Origin of the sequence: Salinivibrio sp. AR647, from assembly GCF_001995415.1 — a bacterium.
Taxonomy (GTDB): domain Bacteria; phylum Pseudomonadota; class Gammaproteobacteria; order Enterobacterales; family Vibrionaceae; genus Salinivibrio; species Salinivibrio costicola.
This window is the reverse complement of sequence record NZ_MUFE01000005.1, coordinates 36,900-53,895: the sequence shown is the minus strand read 5'-3', so window position 1 is coordinate 53,895 and position 16,996 is coordinate 36,900. Positions and strand designations below refer to the sequence as shown.

The window sequence follows — 16,996 nt, the reverse complement described above, 5'->3', positions numbered from 1 at the left end:
CATCGGAAACGGACCAACGTTGATGCGATGCATCCTATTCCCATCCATCGTCTTTTAAAGACACCATTCCAAGTAGATGTTCGTTAAGGCCTTTGACCTATATAAAACTCATCGCCCCTGCGCGCCACGACGAAGCCAGTCATGTACAAACGCAAGCTTTCGATGGGCAGTCTCAGACAATACATAGGGATAAACGTCAGACAAGCCCATGGATCGATTAATATGATTTACTCGCATCACAATGGCAGAGGCCACATGAACCAGCAGCTCCGTGTCAGGCTCGGCATAGGGATCCCAGCCGTGGCTAGGCATCTCCGGCGACACAAGCCCCGAGGCCACAAAGCTATCAGTGATATCAGTAAGATGTAATAGGCTTGCTGCCGTTTCCGCCCAATCTTCATGGGGGTGAGCCGATGCATAAGAAGTGATGTACGCCTGCTCCCACCCTACCGGTGGCCCTTGATGATAATGATTTTCCAGCGACGTGGTGTAATCGATACGTTCGTCCCCGAACATCTCACGAAATGCATTAAGAAAATCTTCTCGAAGGCTTAAGCGCCACCAAAGCATATGCGCAATTTCATGGCGCATATGGCCTATCAGCGTTCGATACGGTTCATCCAAGGCTTCCCTGCGGGAGATACGCACCACAGGATCGGCCTCAGAAACGCTCATTGTTACCACGCCATCCCCATGCCCCATTGCCGCCAACGTATTACCATCAGCGAGCATATGAAAGGTAGGCCGTGTACCAGGATCTTCTGGTCGGAACCAATGCCACCGCCCTAAGTTATCGATGACCCAGCGTTTAGCCGCTTCCGTTTCTGCCCAGTAATCAATGGCGTTAGGTATGTCAGGATCTGGTGCGAGTGCTGTCATTGCGCAAGCCCGGCAAAAAGCACCTTCTTCAGGCGCTATCCAATTACATCCTATAATGACACGGTTGGCACAAAATGGTGGCATAGGCAGAAAAGCACGCGCCTGAGGATCATAAGCTACCGGTGTTCCCTCTGCAGTGGCCAAGTTGTGAAACCATAACGTGCCGGAACCTACCGGATTCGTGAAACTCATCATATTCGGCAAAACTCCAGAAAAGGCAAACGATGCCGCGGAAAAGTACTTTCCGAGCCACCCACCGTAGGCTTTGGCTGTGCTCACAACCAGCGATATTTCCCTAAAACTGCGACTGGGTCACAACAAACGGCTTTCGATTTGCTTAGCAATCCAGCGCCATGCGTGGAACACCTTGGGGAGTAGCCTAAATGTGATCTAAGCGCGCTTTCGCTTCCCCCTGCTTTCTCGCTCTTGTAGACTACGCGAGCGTTGACTATCTACTGATAAGAAAATTGATTTATGCCTGCGATTACACCGGCCTTTAAAGTGATAGACGGTTTCTCTCTCTGTGCCAATGACACGGAGCGCCTTGATGTATTCTTTACCTACCTTCGTGAAGGAGAGCCAAAGCTGGCAGAATTGCGTCTTGAGCAGCTTGTCTTAGCGTTAGCCAACTCCCCCTCTCAAGCCGCGCTCTTTGCCAACAGCGTGTGCAATGAAGCCAAAAAAATAAAGCTGTCACCGGCGTTTGTGCAGTTGGGGATTTTCTCTAAAAACGGTCTTGTTACCGATATTTTTCGTCGTCTTTATAACAAAGTCAATCCGCCGCCTAAGCGCTGTAACGATATTAACGACCTATTAAGTTACTTTGTAGGAGGGGAAGATAAAGCGTGGGTCAAAGCCATCTCTCATAAGTGCTGGTTTAAGCTATACCGCCTCTTAGTAAAAAGTGCCGCTCCCGAAACAATCCGCTCAACAGGTGCGTACATTAAAAGCGAGCTATGTTATTCGTTAGAAATGCTCTCTATCTGGATTGCCGCGGAGGAATTGGATCCAGAGCTATTACGCATTGATCGACGTCTCAGCGAGGTTGATTCGCCATTCATTGCATTGCAGCGTGAAACCCACCAACTTGTGAACGCGATTAAGAACGACACGTTGGATCCCAAAGACAGGGCACATTTTTGGGTGATAATTGAGCAATGTCAGCAGCAGGTTAAGCGGATCCGAGCTCGTGGTATTAACCAAATGGGCTTCTCTGCGCACGCCTCACGTATGCTTGAGCGCTTGGATCAAACGTTAAACCGAATGGTGCTACTGATCCAAATCCTAGACTTTCGGCATCCACACCAAAAAGCACGCTGCGTATTAAACCTCTGGCGGCAATTGCTTATTTCAGTGACTGAACGCAACAGTGTACGCGCGATTTATCGCAAAAGTACCCGCACATTCGCACAAAGCGTGACACAAAATAAGAGCAACCACGGCGAGCATTATATCGCCAAAACCAAAAACGATTACTTTAAAATTCTGCGCGGCGCCTGCGGCGCAGGGGTGATTATTGCCCTGTTAGCATGGGTAAAAATGTATATCGAGACCCTGCAATTATCACCACTCAATAATGCATTACTGGTCAGTTTAAACTACGGCGTCGGCTTTATGCTGGTGCACATTTTACACTTTACCATTGCCACCAAGCAGCCGGCGATGACCGCGGCAAACTTTGCTGCACATGTGGAAAAGAACAAACAAGGGCGCACGCGTAGTAAAAAGCTGGCACGGTTACTGATCAATGTGAATCGTTCTCAGTGGTTTGCAGTCTGGGGCAATATCACCGCGGCAATTATCGTAAGTGTGTTGGTTAGTCTGCTTTTTAGCCATTTATATGGCAATCCGGTACTAAACAGCGAACAAGTGGCCTATCAAACCGCTGCGATTCATCCGATCCATGGTTTAGCCTGGCTTTACGCCGCTATCGCTGGGGTCTGGCTATTTTTGTCAGGTATTATTACCGGCATACTCGATAATCGGGCGGACTACATTGAGTTGAAAGATCGGTTAATCGGCCATCCGTTATTCCGCGCAATCTCGCTTCAACGACGAGAGCGGATAGCGCTGTATATTCATCAAAACTATGGCGCATTGGGGGGTAACTTTATTTTTGGTGTGCTTTTAGGCATGACCAGTTACTTAGGCTATCTTATTGACGTTCCGCTTGATATTCGCCATGTTGCCTTCTCTTCTTCCCATGCGGCCTATGCGCATATTAGCGATTACCAGTCGTGGTTGACTGTTTTATCCAGCCTATTTTTTGTATTGATGATTGGCTTTATCAATCTGTGGGTCAGCTTTGGCCTCGCATTATTCGTCGCGCTGCGCTCGCGTAACTGCGAGCTAGACATCGCATCGGTCCGATCCGCCGTTATCAACCAAATAAAACAACGCCCAACCTCTCTGTTTTGGCCAAATTATCACCAGCCCCTGACTAAATCACAATCGTCTAGTCAGCGTCGTACGCCATAGATAACAGGCATGACATCGACGAGGGTCACGCTCAAGTGACCCTCGCTTATCTCGTCGACCATGCTATACATAAAATTTGCGGCCAGTCTCTCATAACTAAATAGTCATTTATTCTGTAAATAATTCTGGTCATTGATGAATCAATAACCATAACCTCTTTTAGATAAACGGTTCACAGCAAGGTTGAACACGCTATTGCATTTAAAACGGTCCGACCATGTCAGTGTTTGTTTACACAACTAATTGTAACAAGCTTGTAAAGAGAGCTGTTGATAGGTCACGTTAGAGAAGTGGACTAAAACGTTCGCCTTCCTATTGTGCGGTTGGGAAGAAAGGAATCTTTCAACAACAATTAGGGCAATAACATGAAATTATCTAAATTAGCATGGCTTATCGCTTCTGGCATGGCCATTAGCACTCCCGCTGTGAGTGCCGATCTCATTAACGTTACTGACGAAACAATACTCAACCAAGTTTTGAATCAACCGACTGGCGTTTATGCATCGTCAGGATCGCAAACGAATCCTTTAGGATTTAAAGAGGTCAAGCGTGTCACCTTGCCAAATGGCAAAATCAAAGTCCGCTACCAACAAACCTTTCAAGGTGTGCCGGTTATTGACACGGCTGTTGTTGCGACAGAAAAGCAGGGCCAACGGAGCGACGTTTACGGCACCATGGCCCAAGGCGTAGCGAATGACATTGTTAATGTGTCACCCGCGCTCAACAGCCAGTCTGCGTTAGAAGCGGCCAAAGCCGATTTTACGCAAAGCCAGAAGACACTTACTTCCGCACCTTTCGAAAACGAAAACACCCGCTTGGTGGTGAGGCTCGATGATCAACAAAATGCACAACTCGTCTACCTCGTTGATTTCTTTGTAGCTGGTAATGATCCAACCCGACCATTTTATATAATTGACGCTAATACAGGCGAGATCTTAAAACAATGGGACGGCATCAACCATGCCTCGGCAGTCGGCACCGGGCCGGGCGGCAATGAAAAGACTGGTCAGTATACTTATGGCACCGACTATGATGGCCTGCCTATTGATAAAGTCGGCAGTACTTGTACACTTGAAAACGACAAAGTCAAAACGGTCGATTTAGACAATGGTACCTCCGGTAGCACTGCCTTTTCCTACCCTTGCACGGACACCGGTAATTACAACGATAAAAAATATGTTAATGGTGCCTATTCGCCGCTCAATGACGCGCACTACTTTGGAAATGTTGTCTTTGACATGTACAAGGACTGGATGAATACCGCGCCACTTAGCTTCCAACTCACCATGCGAGTGCACTATGGCAACAATTACGAAAATGCATTCTGGAATGGTCGTTCAATGACGTTTGGCGATGGCCAAAACACTTTTTACCCCTTGGTCGATATCAACGTCAGTGCTCACGAGGTTAGTCACGGCTTTACGGAGCAAAACTCGGGGCTAATTTACGCTGACATGTCAGGCGGGATAAATGAAGCTTTCTCTGATATCGCTGGCGAAGCCGCTGAATTTTATATGCATGGTGATGTCGATTGGCTAGTTGGTGCCGATATCTTTAAAGGCTCCGGTGGGCTCCGTTACTTTGAGCAGCCTTCTCGCGATGGCAACTCGATTGATGACGCCAGCCAATATCGTGATGGCATGAATGTTCACCACTCAAGCGGTGTATACAACCGTGCCTTTTATCTACTAGCCAACAAAACGAATTGGGATGTTCGTAAAGGCTTCGAAATATTTACTACGGCTAACCAACTATATTGGACCGCAAATAGTACATTTGATCAGGGTGCATGTGGCGTAGCAAAAGCCGCCAAAGACCTGGCTTATAACGAGCAAGATGTCATTGACGCCTTTAACGCGGTAGGTGTTAGCGCAAGTTGTGACGATAACACTAACAATGTACTTCTACCAAACCAGCCTATTACAGGCTTAGCCGGTGGTAGTGGAAGCGAGACTTTTTTTACATTTACCGTAGATAGTAGCCGCAGTGTCAACGTCAGCATGAGTGGTGGATCTGGTGATGCAGACCTTTATGTCAAGGAAGGAAGCAAACCGACCACCAGCAATTGGGATTGCCGCCCCTACAACAACGGCAATAATGAAAACTGCACACTAAATGCGCAGCAAAACGTGACATACCACGTCATGCTACGTGGCTATCAAAACTATTCAAACGTCAGTTTAGTCCGCGATTAACCGCTATCATGCCGCTGTAATCACAGCGGCATTTTTGTCTAGTCGACATAGGGTATTTACTGAAAAGATAGACAATTTAAGGTCTATCCTTTTTCTCTTTGATGATTTAGCTATCAATGTAAACGCTGAGCGTGCATATAAATTTATAGCTTTCATCACGTTATAGACATTAATCACACGGTTATCACAGGTAAAAAAAGATCACGACGTTCATATTTTTTATCTCGTCTACGCTTATAAGAAGATAAAAAATTGGAGGCACCATGCTCAAACACCTGTTCACACTCGCTTTCTCAGCATTACTACTGATCACGACACCCGCTCGTGCCGATGTGCTGACTATGCCATCTCTTGAATGGCCCCCTTATTCTGGTAAAAAATTACCGGATCAAGGCGCCTCTGTCGCTGTTGTGCGCGCAGCGGTTCAGGCCATGGGTCATGAGCTAAATGTCGAGTTTTATCCTTGGTCGCGCACCGTGTACCTGGTAAAAAACGATGCCAAATATGCAGGGTACTTCCCAGAATATCACTATGAGACAGATGATCTCATTTTCTCTGACCCTATAGGAACCGGCCCACTGGGTTTTGTTGAAAACGTTAACCGCCCTATCGAATGGTCAACGCTTAATGATCTTGCACCTCACACGATTGGTGTCGTCCGTGGTTACGTCAACACACCGGAATTAGATGCCCGTATTGCGAATGGCTCATTAAAATCCTCCGACGTCACCAGCGATACCCAAAACCTACAAAAAGTGGGCCGAGAGCGTATCCCTCTCGCGGTGGTTGATACCAACGTTCTGGATTACCTCAAAGAGAATGATCCAGCCCTTAGTGCAGTAAAAGCTAATCTGCAAATGAACAAAAAGCTTCTCGTCGACAAACAACTCCATATCGCATTTGCTAACAATGAGGCGGGAAAAAAGTGGCGCGATATCGTTAATCAAGGGCTCGAGAAAATCGATATCGAACAGATAATGAAAGAACGTTTGGGCGAGTAATCTCCCTTACCAATAAAAGCGATCGAAATGGATCGTGCGGCAAATGCAAATGGAAGAGTAGCGCTATGTTGAAGAGTCTTAAAGCAATATTTGTCACTCAAGTGGTTATTGCTGTTTCTATCGTGTTAGGCATATCAAGTTATATTGATTACCAGAGCACGAAAAAGGAACTGAGTAGCGCGCTTGAAACCACCGTGGCTAACGCCACCAACCGAATGAACCTCAGTCTCCCAAAAGCGATTTGGGATTTTGATTTGGAAGCGGCGAAGTTATCCATTTCTGCCGAGCTCAAAGCGCCAGATATAAAAGCGGTAAGAGTGCTTGATAAACAAGGCGAAGCCATTGTGTTTTTGCGTCTTGGCCAAGACAATGGCGAAGACGGTGAAAGGCAGGCAAAAACGATTGGTGATGGTGAAAAATCGATGTACGAGTCGATGATGCTGAAAGAGAACGAGCTGTCATTCACCGAATATGGAGAAACCAATCAAGTCGGTACATTACAAGTTTTCTACAACACTGAGCGATTAGAAGCCGCACTAGCAGACACACTGAAACGAAGTGTTATCGAGCTCGTCGTGCTCGATCTTGTCATTATTGTGTTCTTAATTCTGGCACTCACTGCAACGGTGGTGAAACCACTCAATGATCTCACTGCTAGAGTTCGTGAATTGGCCAGTGGCGATGGTGATCTTTCTAAAGTTATCCCCGCGCCAAAGTATAAAGAATTTGCTCAGATAACCGAACATATTAATCATTTCACCGCCTCTCTTCGTGAGATCGTCAATGAAGTGACCCAGGCATCGATTAATCTCGCCAGCGTCTCAGCAGAAAGTGGACAAATGGCACGAACCAACGCCGAGCGTTTAGAACAGCAAAAACAGAGCCTGTCTACCGTCGCTGCGGCCGCAACACAAATGAACCAGTCGATCGCAACGGTTGCGGATACAGCGAATGATGCAGCGACACATGCTGCCAATGCAACCGACCTTGTCAATCAAGTCTACGGCACTATTGAAAGTTCAGCGTCTGAAATTATTAACATGCGCACTGAGATGGAAAATGTGAATACTGAAATGCACAAGCTGTTAGAAGAGGGTGAGAAAATTTCAGATGTCGTCAACGTGATCAACGATATTTCAGAACAAACAAACTTATTAGCATTGAATGCCGCGATTGAGGCGGCACGAGCGGGCGAACAAGGGCGAGGGTTTGCGGTTGTCGCCGATGAAGTGCGTAGCTTATCAGTGAAAACCAGCGAATCGACTGAGAAAATCCAATCCAACATTAAGTCGCTGAGTGACGCAACGGAATCGGTTGAAAAAGAAATCAATCGTATTAGTAGCATCCTAGAAAGCACCGCAGGACGCGTATCAGAATCACAAGAATCCGTTAGCCAAGTGCGCGAAACCATTACGGATATTTCTGAGCGCAGCGGCCAGATTTCGCAAGCAACCGATGAGCAGCGTCAGGCCATCGATGAAGTCAGCCAAGCGATTAACGAGGCCTCAGAAGCGACTAATCAGGTTACAGAAGGGGCGCAAGATAATGCCACGCGCACTGATAAAGTGCTGACGCTCAGTGAGGATATCAAAGGGCAAATGGAGAAGTTTAAAACCTAGCTCAAGCGCTAATAAAAAGGAGAACACATGAAAAAGTTAATCTCAGTTGGCTTAGGGTTATTACTACTTATACCCAGTGCCATAGCTAAAACATTGACAGCTGCGCAAGATCCTTGGCCACCTTTCGTGACTGCGGATCCAGAGCGGCCTGGTATTTCTGTTGAGCTAGTAACAGCAGCCATGGAAACACAAGGCTATCAGGTGGACTTTAAAAATATGCCATGGGCACGTGCACTGGATGCAGTGAATAAAGGGAATATCGATATATTACCGGCAACGTGGCACACCAAAGATCGCACTGAATTTTTGCACTATAGTGATGCATACATGGATAACGAGCTGACGTTTATAAAACGCTCTGGCGATGACTTCCAATTCTCTAACTTGAATGATCTTGAGGGTAAAGCCGTTGGTGTTGTGCGTGATTACGGTTATGGTGATGCCTTCTTAAATGCCACAAACTTTGAAAAACCAGTTGCCAATAATCTTGCAACAAATTTAAAGAAGTTACTAGCCAGCCGAATAGATTTAACTCTGGAAGATAGAATCGTCGCCCAATCCGTCATGCAAAAAGAAGGACTTGATAGTAACCAGTTTTCTTTTACTGATAAGTCACTATCAACCAACGCTTTGCATGTGACGAGTGGTAAGGCCAACCCAGATGGAAGAGCGATTATTGATGATTACAACCAAGGACTTAAAGCTATCAAGGCAAACGGTACATTTGAAGAAATCGTGAAAAAATACGGTGTCGATTAATAAACAATGCACCCATGACATAAAAAGAGGTGCGATTGCACCTCTTTTATTACTATTTACGTGCGTTAAGTTCGCACGTTTAATTTAAATAACCATTTAGTTTAAATAACCATCAAGTATTGATTTTAATTGACCGGACTGGCGCATGGATTCAAAGTTTTGGTCGAGCAATGCTTTTATCTCATTAGCCTCTGGGTGTTCACGCGAAATCATCATATGGAACTTATCACCCATATTGCCGGGAATCGGCTCGACTTGCATCCCGCCAGCGAGGTAATCAATGCCTTGTGCTGCTTTGAATCCTGCGAGTATCTCGTAGCGTGCTAAAAATACATCACAGCGCCCTGCTTGCGTCTGTTTTACCAGTTGCTTAAAGTCTTTTGCTGACTTCCTCACCTGGCTATCATCGACACTGAACCCTGTGTAGTTATAGCCCAAAAGGCCACACATCCGCAGCTGGTTAATATCATCCGCTGTCTCGATGTTCAGGCCATTCGGATGTTGTTGAGTTGAATAAATATAGCTAGGCTGCAATGTGTAATAATAGTCAGTTAAAAGAAAGTCACGATTGCGTTCTTCGCTGTAAGATGCGCTGAGCGCAATATCGTAATTACCTGATTTTGTCTCAAAAACGCACCGCTTCCACGGCGGTAAATCTACCGATACATCTACACCGCTGTCTTGAAAGATGGCATTAAGGACATCAATGTCATAGCCTTCGATATTCTCGCCTTTTTTATAGTGAAAAGGTGGCCAATTCGCCCCATCACCACACACTTTAAGCGATGAGGTATCGAGTGCCATCGATGGTCCTGATAATAAGCTGCCAGCTAAGGCCGTGGCAGAGAGTAACGCAATCTTCATAGTCAACTCCTTGAGGGATAACTCACCTCTAAGTATCGTCGACATTGTTAAAAATACGAACGCGATCAGTCAGTCTTCTGCGATTTAGGATGCAGTAATACAGTTTCGCCAGCCTTTAGCCCTTTTCGCACTCGGCCCTCTTCGGTCAGTACCACCAAGCGTCTTATAATTTGGTTGTCTTCAACCACGTTCACATAGTCAAGTTGACCAATTTGGTAACGCGCGTTAGCAGGAACCGATAAAATAGAGCTCGTCTTTTGTGACACTGTCACTTTAACAAACATACCAGGTAACCGTGCCTGATCATCTTCACCGTCTGTGACAGGCAAAGTCAAAGCAACGCGATAGCTACGTGACGTCGCATCGGCGGCCGGCGTGATCGTGCGTATCGTTCCAGTCAATGTTTTTTCATAAGTTGGCAAGCGTAGATGAAGCGTGTCTCCAATCGTCACAAAAGGCAGTGAAGACTCGGCGATGTTCACTTGTGCCTCCATACTGTCTGGGTTGTACAACGTCAGCATCGCTGCACCCGGCGTCGCCGTATCCCCTTGATTGATAATTTTTTCGGTGATCAGTCCAGTAAATGGCGCGCGCACTAGACTAAATCCGAACTGGGTTTCGGCCTCATCCACTGCCGCGATCGCCCGGCGGTATTCAGAGCGCGCGGTATTTAAGCGGTTCTCGGCATCATCGAATTGTGATTGCGGCACGAGCTTTTTCGCTAATAAGGTTTCCATCCGGCGATAATCGCTGCGCGCAGTATTCAGTTGTGACTGTGCTGAGGCCAGTGCTTGTTGCACTTGGCGCACTTTAGCACTGAGATCGGCGTTGTCTAAGCGGATCAGTATATCGCCTTGCTCCACGCGATCGCCAACATCGACCAGGACATCGGCAACCGTTGCCGTCATTCGCGCCGCCAATGTTGCGTTTTGCCGCGCCACCAGCTGCCCTGAAAAAGTTCGGGTTTGCGGCTGCTCAATCGCGGTAAGCGTCAAGGTGTTATGATCGTCCGCTCCTTGCGAAGAGCTGGCCTTTGAGGTCACCTTTTCTGTAAAGACCCCAGCCATACCAAGAAATAGCACTAACAATCCAGTGCCCAGCACGACGGCCTGTAATCCTTTTTTCTTATTCATGCCTCGTCTCCTTCTGCCGGTAAGCCATGGGTAGGATGATTTTGATACGCTAAGTTGTACACCACAGGCACAACCAGCAAGGTAAAGACGGTTGATGCCGCAATCCCGAAAATAATGGCCCATGCGAGACCATTAAAAATGGGGTCAAGGGTAATAATCACATTCCCTAATAAGGTGGTACCGGCGGTCAGCAAAATCGGCCGCATACGTACCGCTCCCGCTTGTATTAAGGCTTCACTAAGTTCCATACCGCGCGCCAATGATTGCTGAATAAATTCAATCAATACCAGGGAGTTACGCACCACGATGCCGGCCAATGCAATCATGCCTATCATCGCGGTAGCGGTGAAAAGTGCTGGGTTTGGATAGCCGTTAATGTCGCCACTTAAGCCATTAAGCAACAAAAAACCGGGCATGATGCCGATTACCGTGAGGGGAATTGCCAGCATAATCATCCCAGACACCGCCGGTAAGCCGGTTTGGATTAGCATCACGATAAAGACGCCTAACAAAGCGGCGCCGTAAGCTATACCAAGGTCACGGAATACATCAATGGTGATCTTCCACTCTCCCTCGCCGCTCCAAACAACATTAATATCGTCACGCACCTGCCAACCATCACCAGCACCATTGTCGAGGTAACTACGCGCTGCAAGCGGCCGTGGTGTATCCGTTTTTGGCTGATTAAAGTCAGCGATCACATCAGCGACCACCTCCCCAGGTACACGTCCAATTGGCTCGGCATAGACATACACCACAGGCTGAAGATTTTTATGATAAATCGGTTGGTCCACCGGTTGTCGCTCAAAATACCCCAACTCGCTTAATGCCACCAGCGGTTGCGGTGCATCGACCAAAGCGCCTTGCACCGATTGTGTTGCGACACCGGCACGGCCTCGTATATGAAGCGCTAATAAGGTATCCAGTTTATCGCGTGCATCCGGGGCTAAACGCAGCGTGACCGGTAAGGGATCGATTTCATCAGCATCCGCCAGGTGAGCCAACGTGACGCCTTGATTGGCCGCGCGCAATGCCTGGTTAATATCAGTGATAGCAACGCCAGATAATGCCGCTTTTTCTTGATTGACCACAAACTGCCAGCGCGATAGCGGTCCTTGAATACTGGTACTGACTTCCGAGACTAACGCTTCTCGTTCCAATCGCGCCGCAACCTGTTGGGCTTGCGCTTGAATATCTGCATAAGGCGTACTCGGTGCACCATAGACTTCTGCGACAAGGGTCGCCAGTACAGGTGGGCCGGGTGGCATTTCCACCAGTTGTATGTCGGCATTATGTTTGGCTGCGATCGATTCCAGATCATCACGCAAGCGGGTCACTAAACCATGTGATTGTAATTCTCGCCGCTGCTTATCCACCAAGACGACGCGCAATTCGCCCTGATAGGGGGCATTTCGCGCAAAATAATGACGCACCATGCCATTAAAATCCATCGGTGATGCAAGCCCCGCAAACCCCGACACAGAGACAACTTCCGCTTGCTGCTGAAGATAAGTGTTCATCTCACGTAATGCATTCGAGGTCTCGACATAACTGGCGGTTTCTGGCAAATCCAACACCACCTGAAATTCGTTTTTGTTGTCATAGGGTAAGAGTTTAAGCGGCACGAGACGTAGCGCCGGTAACATCGCCGCTACCACAAACAGCCCCCCTACTACCATAAGAAACCTTTTCGCACGGCGATTATTTTCTAACAGGGGAAGTAATAGTCGACGATAGCCCCGATAAAGTGGTGTCGTTTCCATACGATAGTCATCACCCTTATTCGAGGCACGAACAATTTTTTTCGCCAGCCAAGGCGTGACTAAAAACGCCACCAAGGTACTGATCACCACACTCACAGGCACATTAAATGCCAGTGGCGCCATGTAAGGTCCCATCATCCCAGTGATAAAAAACATCGGAGTAAACACAATAACAATCGCCACCGTCGACATGATCAGTGCCCGTTTGATTTCCAGCATCGCCAGTACAATGGTGCGACCCCGCGGCTTATTATCATGGGTCAGGTGACGTTCAATATTATCGATACTGGCTATTGGGTCATCGACAATCAGGCCCAACGCCAAAATCAGAGCAAACAAGGTGACACGATTGATGGAATACCCAAAAGCGAGATCAAGCCCCAGCGCCGCGCCATAGCTAATCGGAATCGCGATGGCCACGACCAAGGCACTGCGCCAGTTTAAAAACAGCCCCACAAACACCACCACGGTCAGCACGGCAATACCTAAGCTCGAGACTAAATTATTGACTTTAGCATCAGCGGTTTGACCATAGTTGCGAATAATCTCAACCTCTACGCCCTCCGGGAACTGGGTGTTCGCTAAACGATCGAGGGTGCGCGTTACATCGTCGGCCACCGTCACCGCGTTCGAGCCTTTTTGCTTGGCGACCGAGATAAATACAGCGGGATGCGGTTTGGTCTGTTGTTGCGATTGAATCCAAGTATCGGTGCTGGCCTCAGTGGGACCATCACTTAACGTGGCGACATCTTGTAAGTACACAGGCTTGCCATTCACAACCGCGACAACCAACTGGCGAATATCGTCACGGCTTTGATACCACTGTCCGGTTTCAAGGACATACCGCTGGCCTTGATGCTGAATATCACCGGCATACCGTTTTTGATGGCTCAGTGAAAACGCACGGGTTAAATCGGCCACACTGATTTGATAACTTGCCATTGCCGCCGGATCGAAAGCCACTAACACTTGACGTGGCATACCCCCGACAACGTTAACCACATTGGTTTTGGGAAGGGTTTTTAAATCCAAAGTGGCTTGCTCAGCAATACGACGCAGCGCGTAATGATCGACACTATCTGGCTTATCGCTACGCAGCGCCGCCATCACAATAGGGACATCATCAATTTCAACCGGCTTAATCGCCCACTCGCTCACCGCGGCAGGGATCTCATCTTGGTTGGCGTACAGCTTGTTATATAGCTTGACCAGCGCTGATTCGCGATCTTCTCCGACATAAAAACGCACGGTCACACGCGCCGATCCGGTTTGTGTCGTGGAATAAACATACTCCACCCCGTCTATTTGACTGACTTTTTTCTCTAGCGGCTGCGTCACCTGCTTTGCCACTTGTTGCGCGCTTAAGCCCGGTGCTTGTATGAGCACATCTGCCATCGGCACCACAATTTGCGGATCTTCCTCTTTCGGTGTAAGCCACAGCGCGGCAGCCCCAACCAAAAATGCCAACGCAATTAAAATAGGCGGAAAAAAACTGTTCATCACACGGGTAATAAACGGGCCTTGAGGTTGATCATCTCGCATAGCAGTTCCTTGTTGCTGTCGTCCGTGCGCATCCTTTACGGAATGGATATAACGTCTACATGCCTAGATATAACTTAGTGAACCATCGCCGTCTGATATGTTGTTAGCATCACAACAACGAGTAATAAATCAAGATTACGGGCAATAGATGCGTTGTAACGTGGCGATAATATCCGCGACGTTGGGATCTCGTAAGCGATAAAATACCTGCTGTGATGATTTACGTACGCTCACCAGTTGATGACGTTTGAGCACGCTTAAGTGTTGAGAAAACGCCGACTGACTGAGGCTCGAACCTTGTTGCAACTGTCCCACATGGGTCTCTCCAGCCAGTAGCTGACATAACACCACCAGGCGCTCAGGATGCGCCATTACCTTCAACAAGGTCGCCGCTTTCGATGCTTGTTGTCGCATTGCGCCAATGTCCATATCAGGCACATCATCTTTTTCATATAACCCTGTCTGAACCACCATGTTAGGCTCCTGTTGTAAGGACTTCCTTAAGCTTAGCCCCTCTTATTATTTAGTCAACTCTAATTTAGATGGATTATCATTAGACTTTTCTAAACATAGCGACTACAGTGAAACTAACGCTGGATTCAATCCACATAACAGGACACGCACCCAAAGCAACCAACGTCAGTCGAGCGGTAGCTACGGTGCAATATCAATGCAAAGGAGTCTTACAATGACAATTGAAAATGCAGTTCGCGTGATCGCTGGCAGCATAGTGCTGCTTTCTGTGGTACTTACCCTCACCGTGCACAGCCAATTTGTTTGGCTTACTGTATTCGTGGGCGTAAACCTCATTCAAAGCGCGTTTACAGGGATTTGTCCGGCAGCCTTTTTCCTGAAAAAACTTGGATTACGTCACGCTTAACGGAGTCAAAATGACCAAGATAGTAATTATTGGAGGCGTCGCCGGTGGCGCTTCTGCTGCAGCTCGTGCACGCCGTCTGACCGAGGACGCTGAGATCATTATGTTCGAACGCGGCCCCTACGTTTCGTTCGCTAACTGTGGTTTGCCTTACCATATCGGTGGCGATATCACGGATCGCAGTAAGCTCTTGCTACAAACCCCAGATAGTTTTCGTGCGCGCTTTAATGTCGATGTGCGTATTAATAGCGCCGTCAGTAACATTGACCGCGAAAACAAAACCGTTACGGTCACTCGGGCCGATGGCAGCACCTATCAAGAGAGCTACGACAAATTACTATTAAGCCCTGGCGCGGCGCCAATTATGCCGCCGATTCCTGGCTTAGATAACCCACTCACACATTCTTTGCGCAACATCCCGGACATGGATGCAATTTTGCACACCATCGAGATGAACAACCCTAGTCACGCAACCGTCGTCGGCGGAGGCTTTATTGGTCTTGAGATGATGGAAGCACTCCATCAGCGTGGCATTCAAACCACCCTTTTAGAAATGGCCGATCAGGTGATGACGCCGGTTGACCGCGAAATGGCAGGCTTTGCCCATCAGAGCATTCGTGATCATGGCATTGATTTACGCCTGGGGACGGCCTTGGCGTCGGCCGAATACATTCCAACCACGCATGTGGCCAGTGATGACGCCGGTGAACCCAGTGAACCGCAACACTTAGAAGGTTCACTGAGCCTCACGCTAAATAATGGTGACACGCTACACACTGAATTGTTGATCATGGCTGTCGGCGTAAAACCTGAAGTCACCCTAGCACAACAGGCCGGCCTGGCGATTGGTGAAAAAGGCGGGATCGTGGTCAACAGCACCATGCAGACCCAAGACCCAGATATTTATGCGGTCGGGGATGCCGTCGAAGAAATCGACTTTGTCACTCACAAGCCGACGCTGGTACCACTGGCTGGACCGGCTAACCGTCAAGGGCGCATGGCCGCTGACAACATGCTAGGAAGCACTGAGCATTATCTTGGCACCCAAGGCACCGCCATTTGTAAGATTTTCGATCTGGCCGTTGCCTCTGTGGGCCAAAATGAGAAGCAACTTAAACAGGCCAACATTGATTACCAAAAAGTCTATGTTCACGCGGCAAGCCATGCAGGTTACTACCCGGGCGCAGAAATTGTCTCGTTTAAAATGTTATTTACACCCGACACGGGCGCTATTTTAGGCGCACAAGCGGTAGGCAAAGATGGCATTGATAAACGCATTGATGTCATGGCGGTTGCACAGCGTGCCGGGATGACGGTTGAGCAACTGCAACATTTGGAGCTGACCTATGCCCCACCGTATGGCAGTGCTAAAGATGTGATCAACCAAGCCGCGTTTGTAGCAACTAACCTGATCAAAGGTGACGCAAAAGCGGTTCATTATCACGATTTAGCGACCCTAGGTGATGACCAAGTGCTTCTGGATGTGCGCAATGCCCCCGAACGCGAAAACGGTGAGTATATCGAAGGCGATATCCATATTCCGGTTGACGAACTGCGCGGGCGCATTCATGAGCTTCCCAAAGACAAAGAAATTTTGATTTACTGCCAAGTCGGCTTGCGCGGCAACGTCGCCTATCGCCAGTTAGTCAATCATGGCTTTAAAGCCCGTAATTTACTAGGCGGCTATCGCACTTACAAGTTTGCCACAGCTTAAACGCGAATCATTGCCAGTCAAAAGCGCGAGCCAATGCTCGCGCTTTTTGTTTATTGGAAAACCCGCCCAACCTGGCTTATACCTATTAAGTTACCATCATAATTTGTCAGTTTTATTGATAATCAAGGTACCGACTTAGGGCTCACACCTTTTGTCTCACAGCTTAAAGGCC

General features: G+C 48.0%; 12 protein-coding genes. 7 read left to right on the top strand and 5 right to left on the bottom strand.

The window, feature by feature from the left end; genetic code table 11:
- Positions 1–108 precede the first annotated feature (108 nt).
- Positions 109–1,158 carry a zinc-binding metallopeptidase family protein gene (locus BZG76_RS07060; RefSeq protein ID WP_198532307.1) on the bottom strand — a complete coding sequence of 350 codons (1,050 nt, stop codon included), beginning with the start codon at positions 1,156–1,158 and terminating at the stop codon, positions 109–111.
- Between the two features lie 195 nt (positions 1,159–1,353).
- Between BZG76_RS07060 and BZG76_RS07055 the strand changes: the two genes are divergently transcribed.
- The 5 genes from BZG76_RS07055 to BZG76_RS07035 all read left to right on the top strand — a co-directional run bounded on the left by BZG76_RS07055 (position 1,354) and on the right by BZG76_RS07035 (position 8,931).
- On the top strand, positions 1,354–3,357 hold the full coding sequence (locus BZG76_RS07055) for a hypothetical protein (protein WP_077460708.1): 2,004 nt from the start codon (positions 1,354–1,356) through the stop codon (positions 3,355–3,357).
- Between the two features lie 365 nt (positions 3,358–3,722).
- Positions 3,723–5,552 (top strand): M4 family metallopeptidase, encoded by a 1,830-nt coding sequence (locus tag BZG76_RS07050; RefSeq protein WP_077460707.1) that lies wholly within the window; start codon positions 3,723–3,725, stop codon positions 5,550–5,552.
- Positions 5,553–5,815: 263 nt separating this feature from the next.
- On the top strand, positions 5,816–6,553 hold the full coding sequence (locus BZG76_RS07045; RefSeq protein ID WP_077460706.1) for a substrate-binding periplasmic protein: 738 nt from the start codon (positions 5,816–5,818) through the stop codon (positions 6,551–6,553).
- Between the two features lie 65 nt (positions 6,554–6,618).
- The gene (locus BZG76_RS07040; protein WP_077460705.1) at positions 6,619–8,172 is read left to right on the top strand and encodes a methyl-accepting chemotaxis protein; all 1,554 of its coding nucleotides are present in this window, start codon (positions 6,619–6,621) and stop codon (positions 8,170–8,172) included.
- Positions 8,173–8,199: 27 nt separating this feature from the next.
- Positions 8,200–8,931: a substrate-binding periplasmic protein gene (locus BZG76_RS07035; RefSeq protein ID WP_077460704.1), complete on the top strand. Its 732-nt coding sequence runs from the start codon at positions 8,200–8,202 to the stop codon at positions 8,929–8,931.
- Between the two features lie 96 nt (positions 8,932–9,027).
- Here BZG76_RS07035 and BZG76_RS07030 read toward each other — a convergent pair whose 3' ends face one another.
- From BZG76_RS07030 to BZG76_RS07015, 4 genes are all read right to left on the bottom strand, one after another.
- Positions 9,028–9,795, bottom strand: a complete 768-nt coding sequence (locus tag BZG76_RS07030) for a substrate-binding periplasmic protein (RefSeq protein ID WP_158011333.1) — start codon at positions 9,793–9,795, stop codon at positions 9,028–9,030.
- Between the two features lie 65 nt (positions 9,796–9,860).
- On the bottom strand, positions 9,861–10,928 hold the full coding sequence (locus tag BZG76_RS07025) for an efflux RND transporter periplasmic adaptor subunit (protein ID WP_077460702.1): 1,068 nt from the start codon (positions 10,926–10,928) through the stop codon (positions 9,861–9,863).
- Positions 10,925–14,233 (bottom strand): efflux RND transporter permease subunit, encoded by a 3,309-nt coding sequence (locus BZG76_RS07020; protein WP_077460701.1) that lies wholly within the window; start codon positions 14,231–14,233, stop codon positions 10,925–10,927. The genes BZG76_RS07025 and BZG76_RS07020 overlap by 4 nt, the downstream gene beginning before the upstream one ends.
- Positions 14,234–14,368: 135 nt before the next feature.
- Positions 14,369–14,707 (bottom strand): ArsR/SmtB family transcription factor, encoded by a 339-nt coding sequence (locus BZG76_RS07015; protein WP_021023582.1) that lies wholly within the window; start codon positions 14,705–14,707, stop codon positions 14,369–14,371.
- Positions 14,708–14,921: 214 nt separating this feature from the next.
- Here BZG76_RS07015 and BZG76_RS07010 point away from each other — a divergent pair, with 214 nt between their 5' ends.
- Both BZG76_RS07010 and BZG76_RS07005 read left to right on the top strand, forming a co-directional pair.
- Entirely contained in the window at positions 14,922–15,113 is a 192-nt protein-coding gene (locus tag BZG76_RS07010) for a YgaP family membrane protein (RefSeq protein WP_077460700.1), read from the top strand.
- A gap of 10 nt (positions 15,114–15,123) precedes the next feature.
- Positions 15,124–16,824: an FAD-dependent oxidoreductase gene (locus tag BZG76_RS07005; RefSeq protein WP_077460699.1), complete on the top strand. Its 1,701-nt coding sequence runs from the start codon at positions 15,124–15,126 to the stop codon at positions 16,822–16,824.
- The last annotated feature ends 172 nt before the right edge of the window (positions 16,825–16,996 follow it).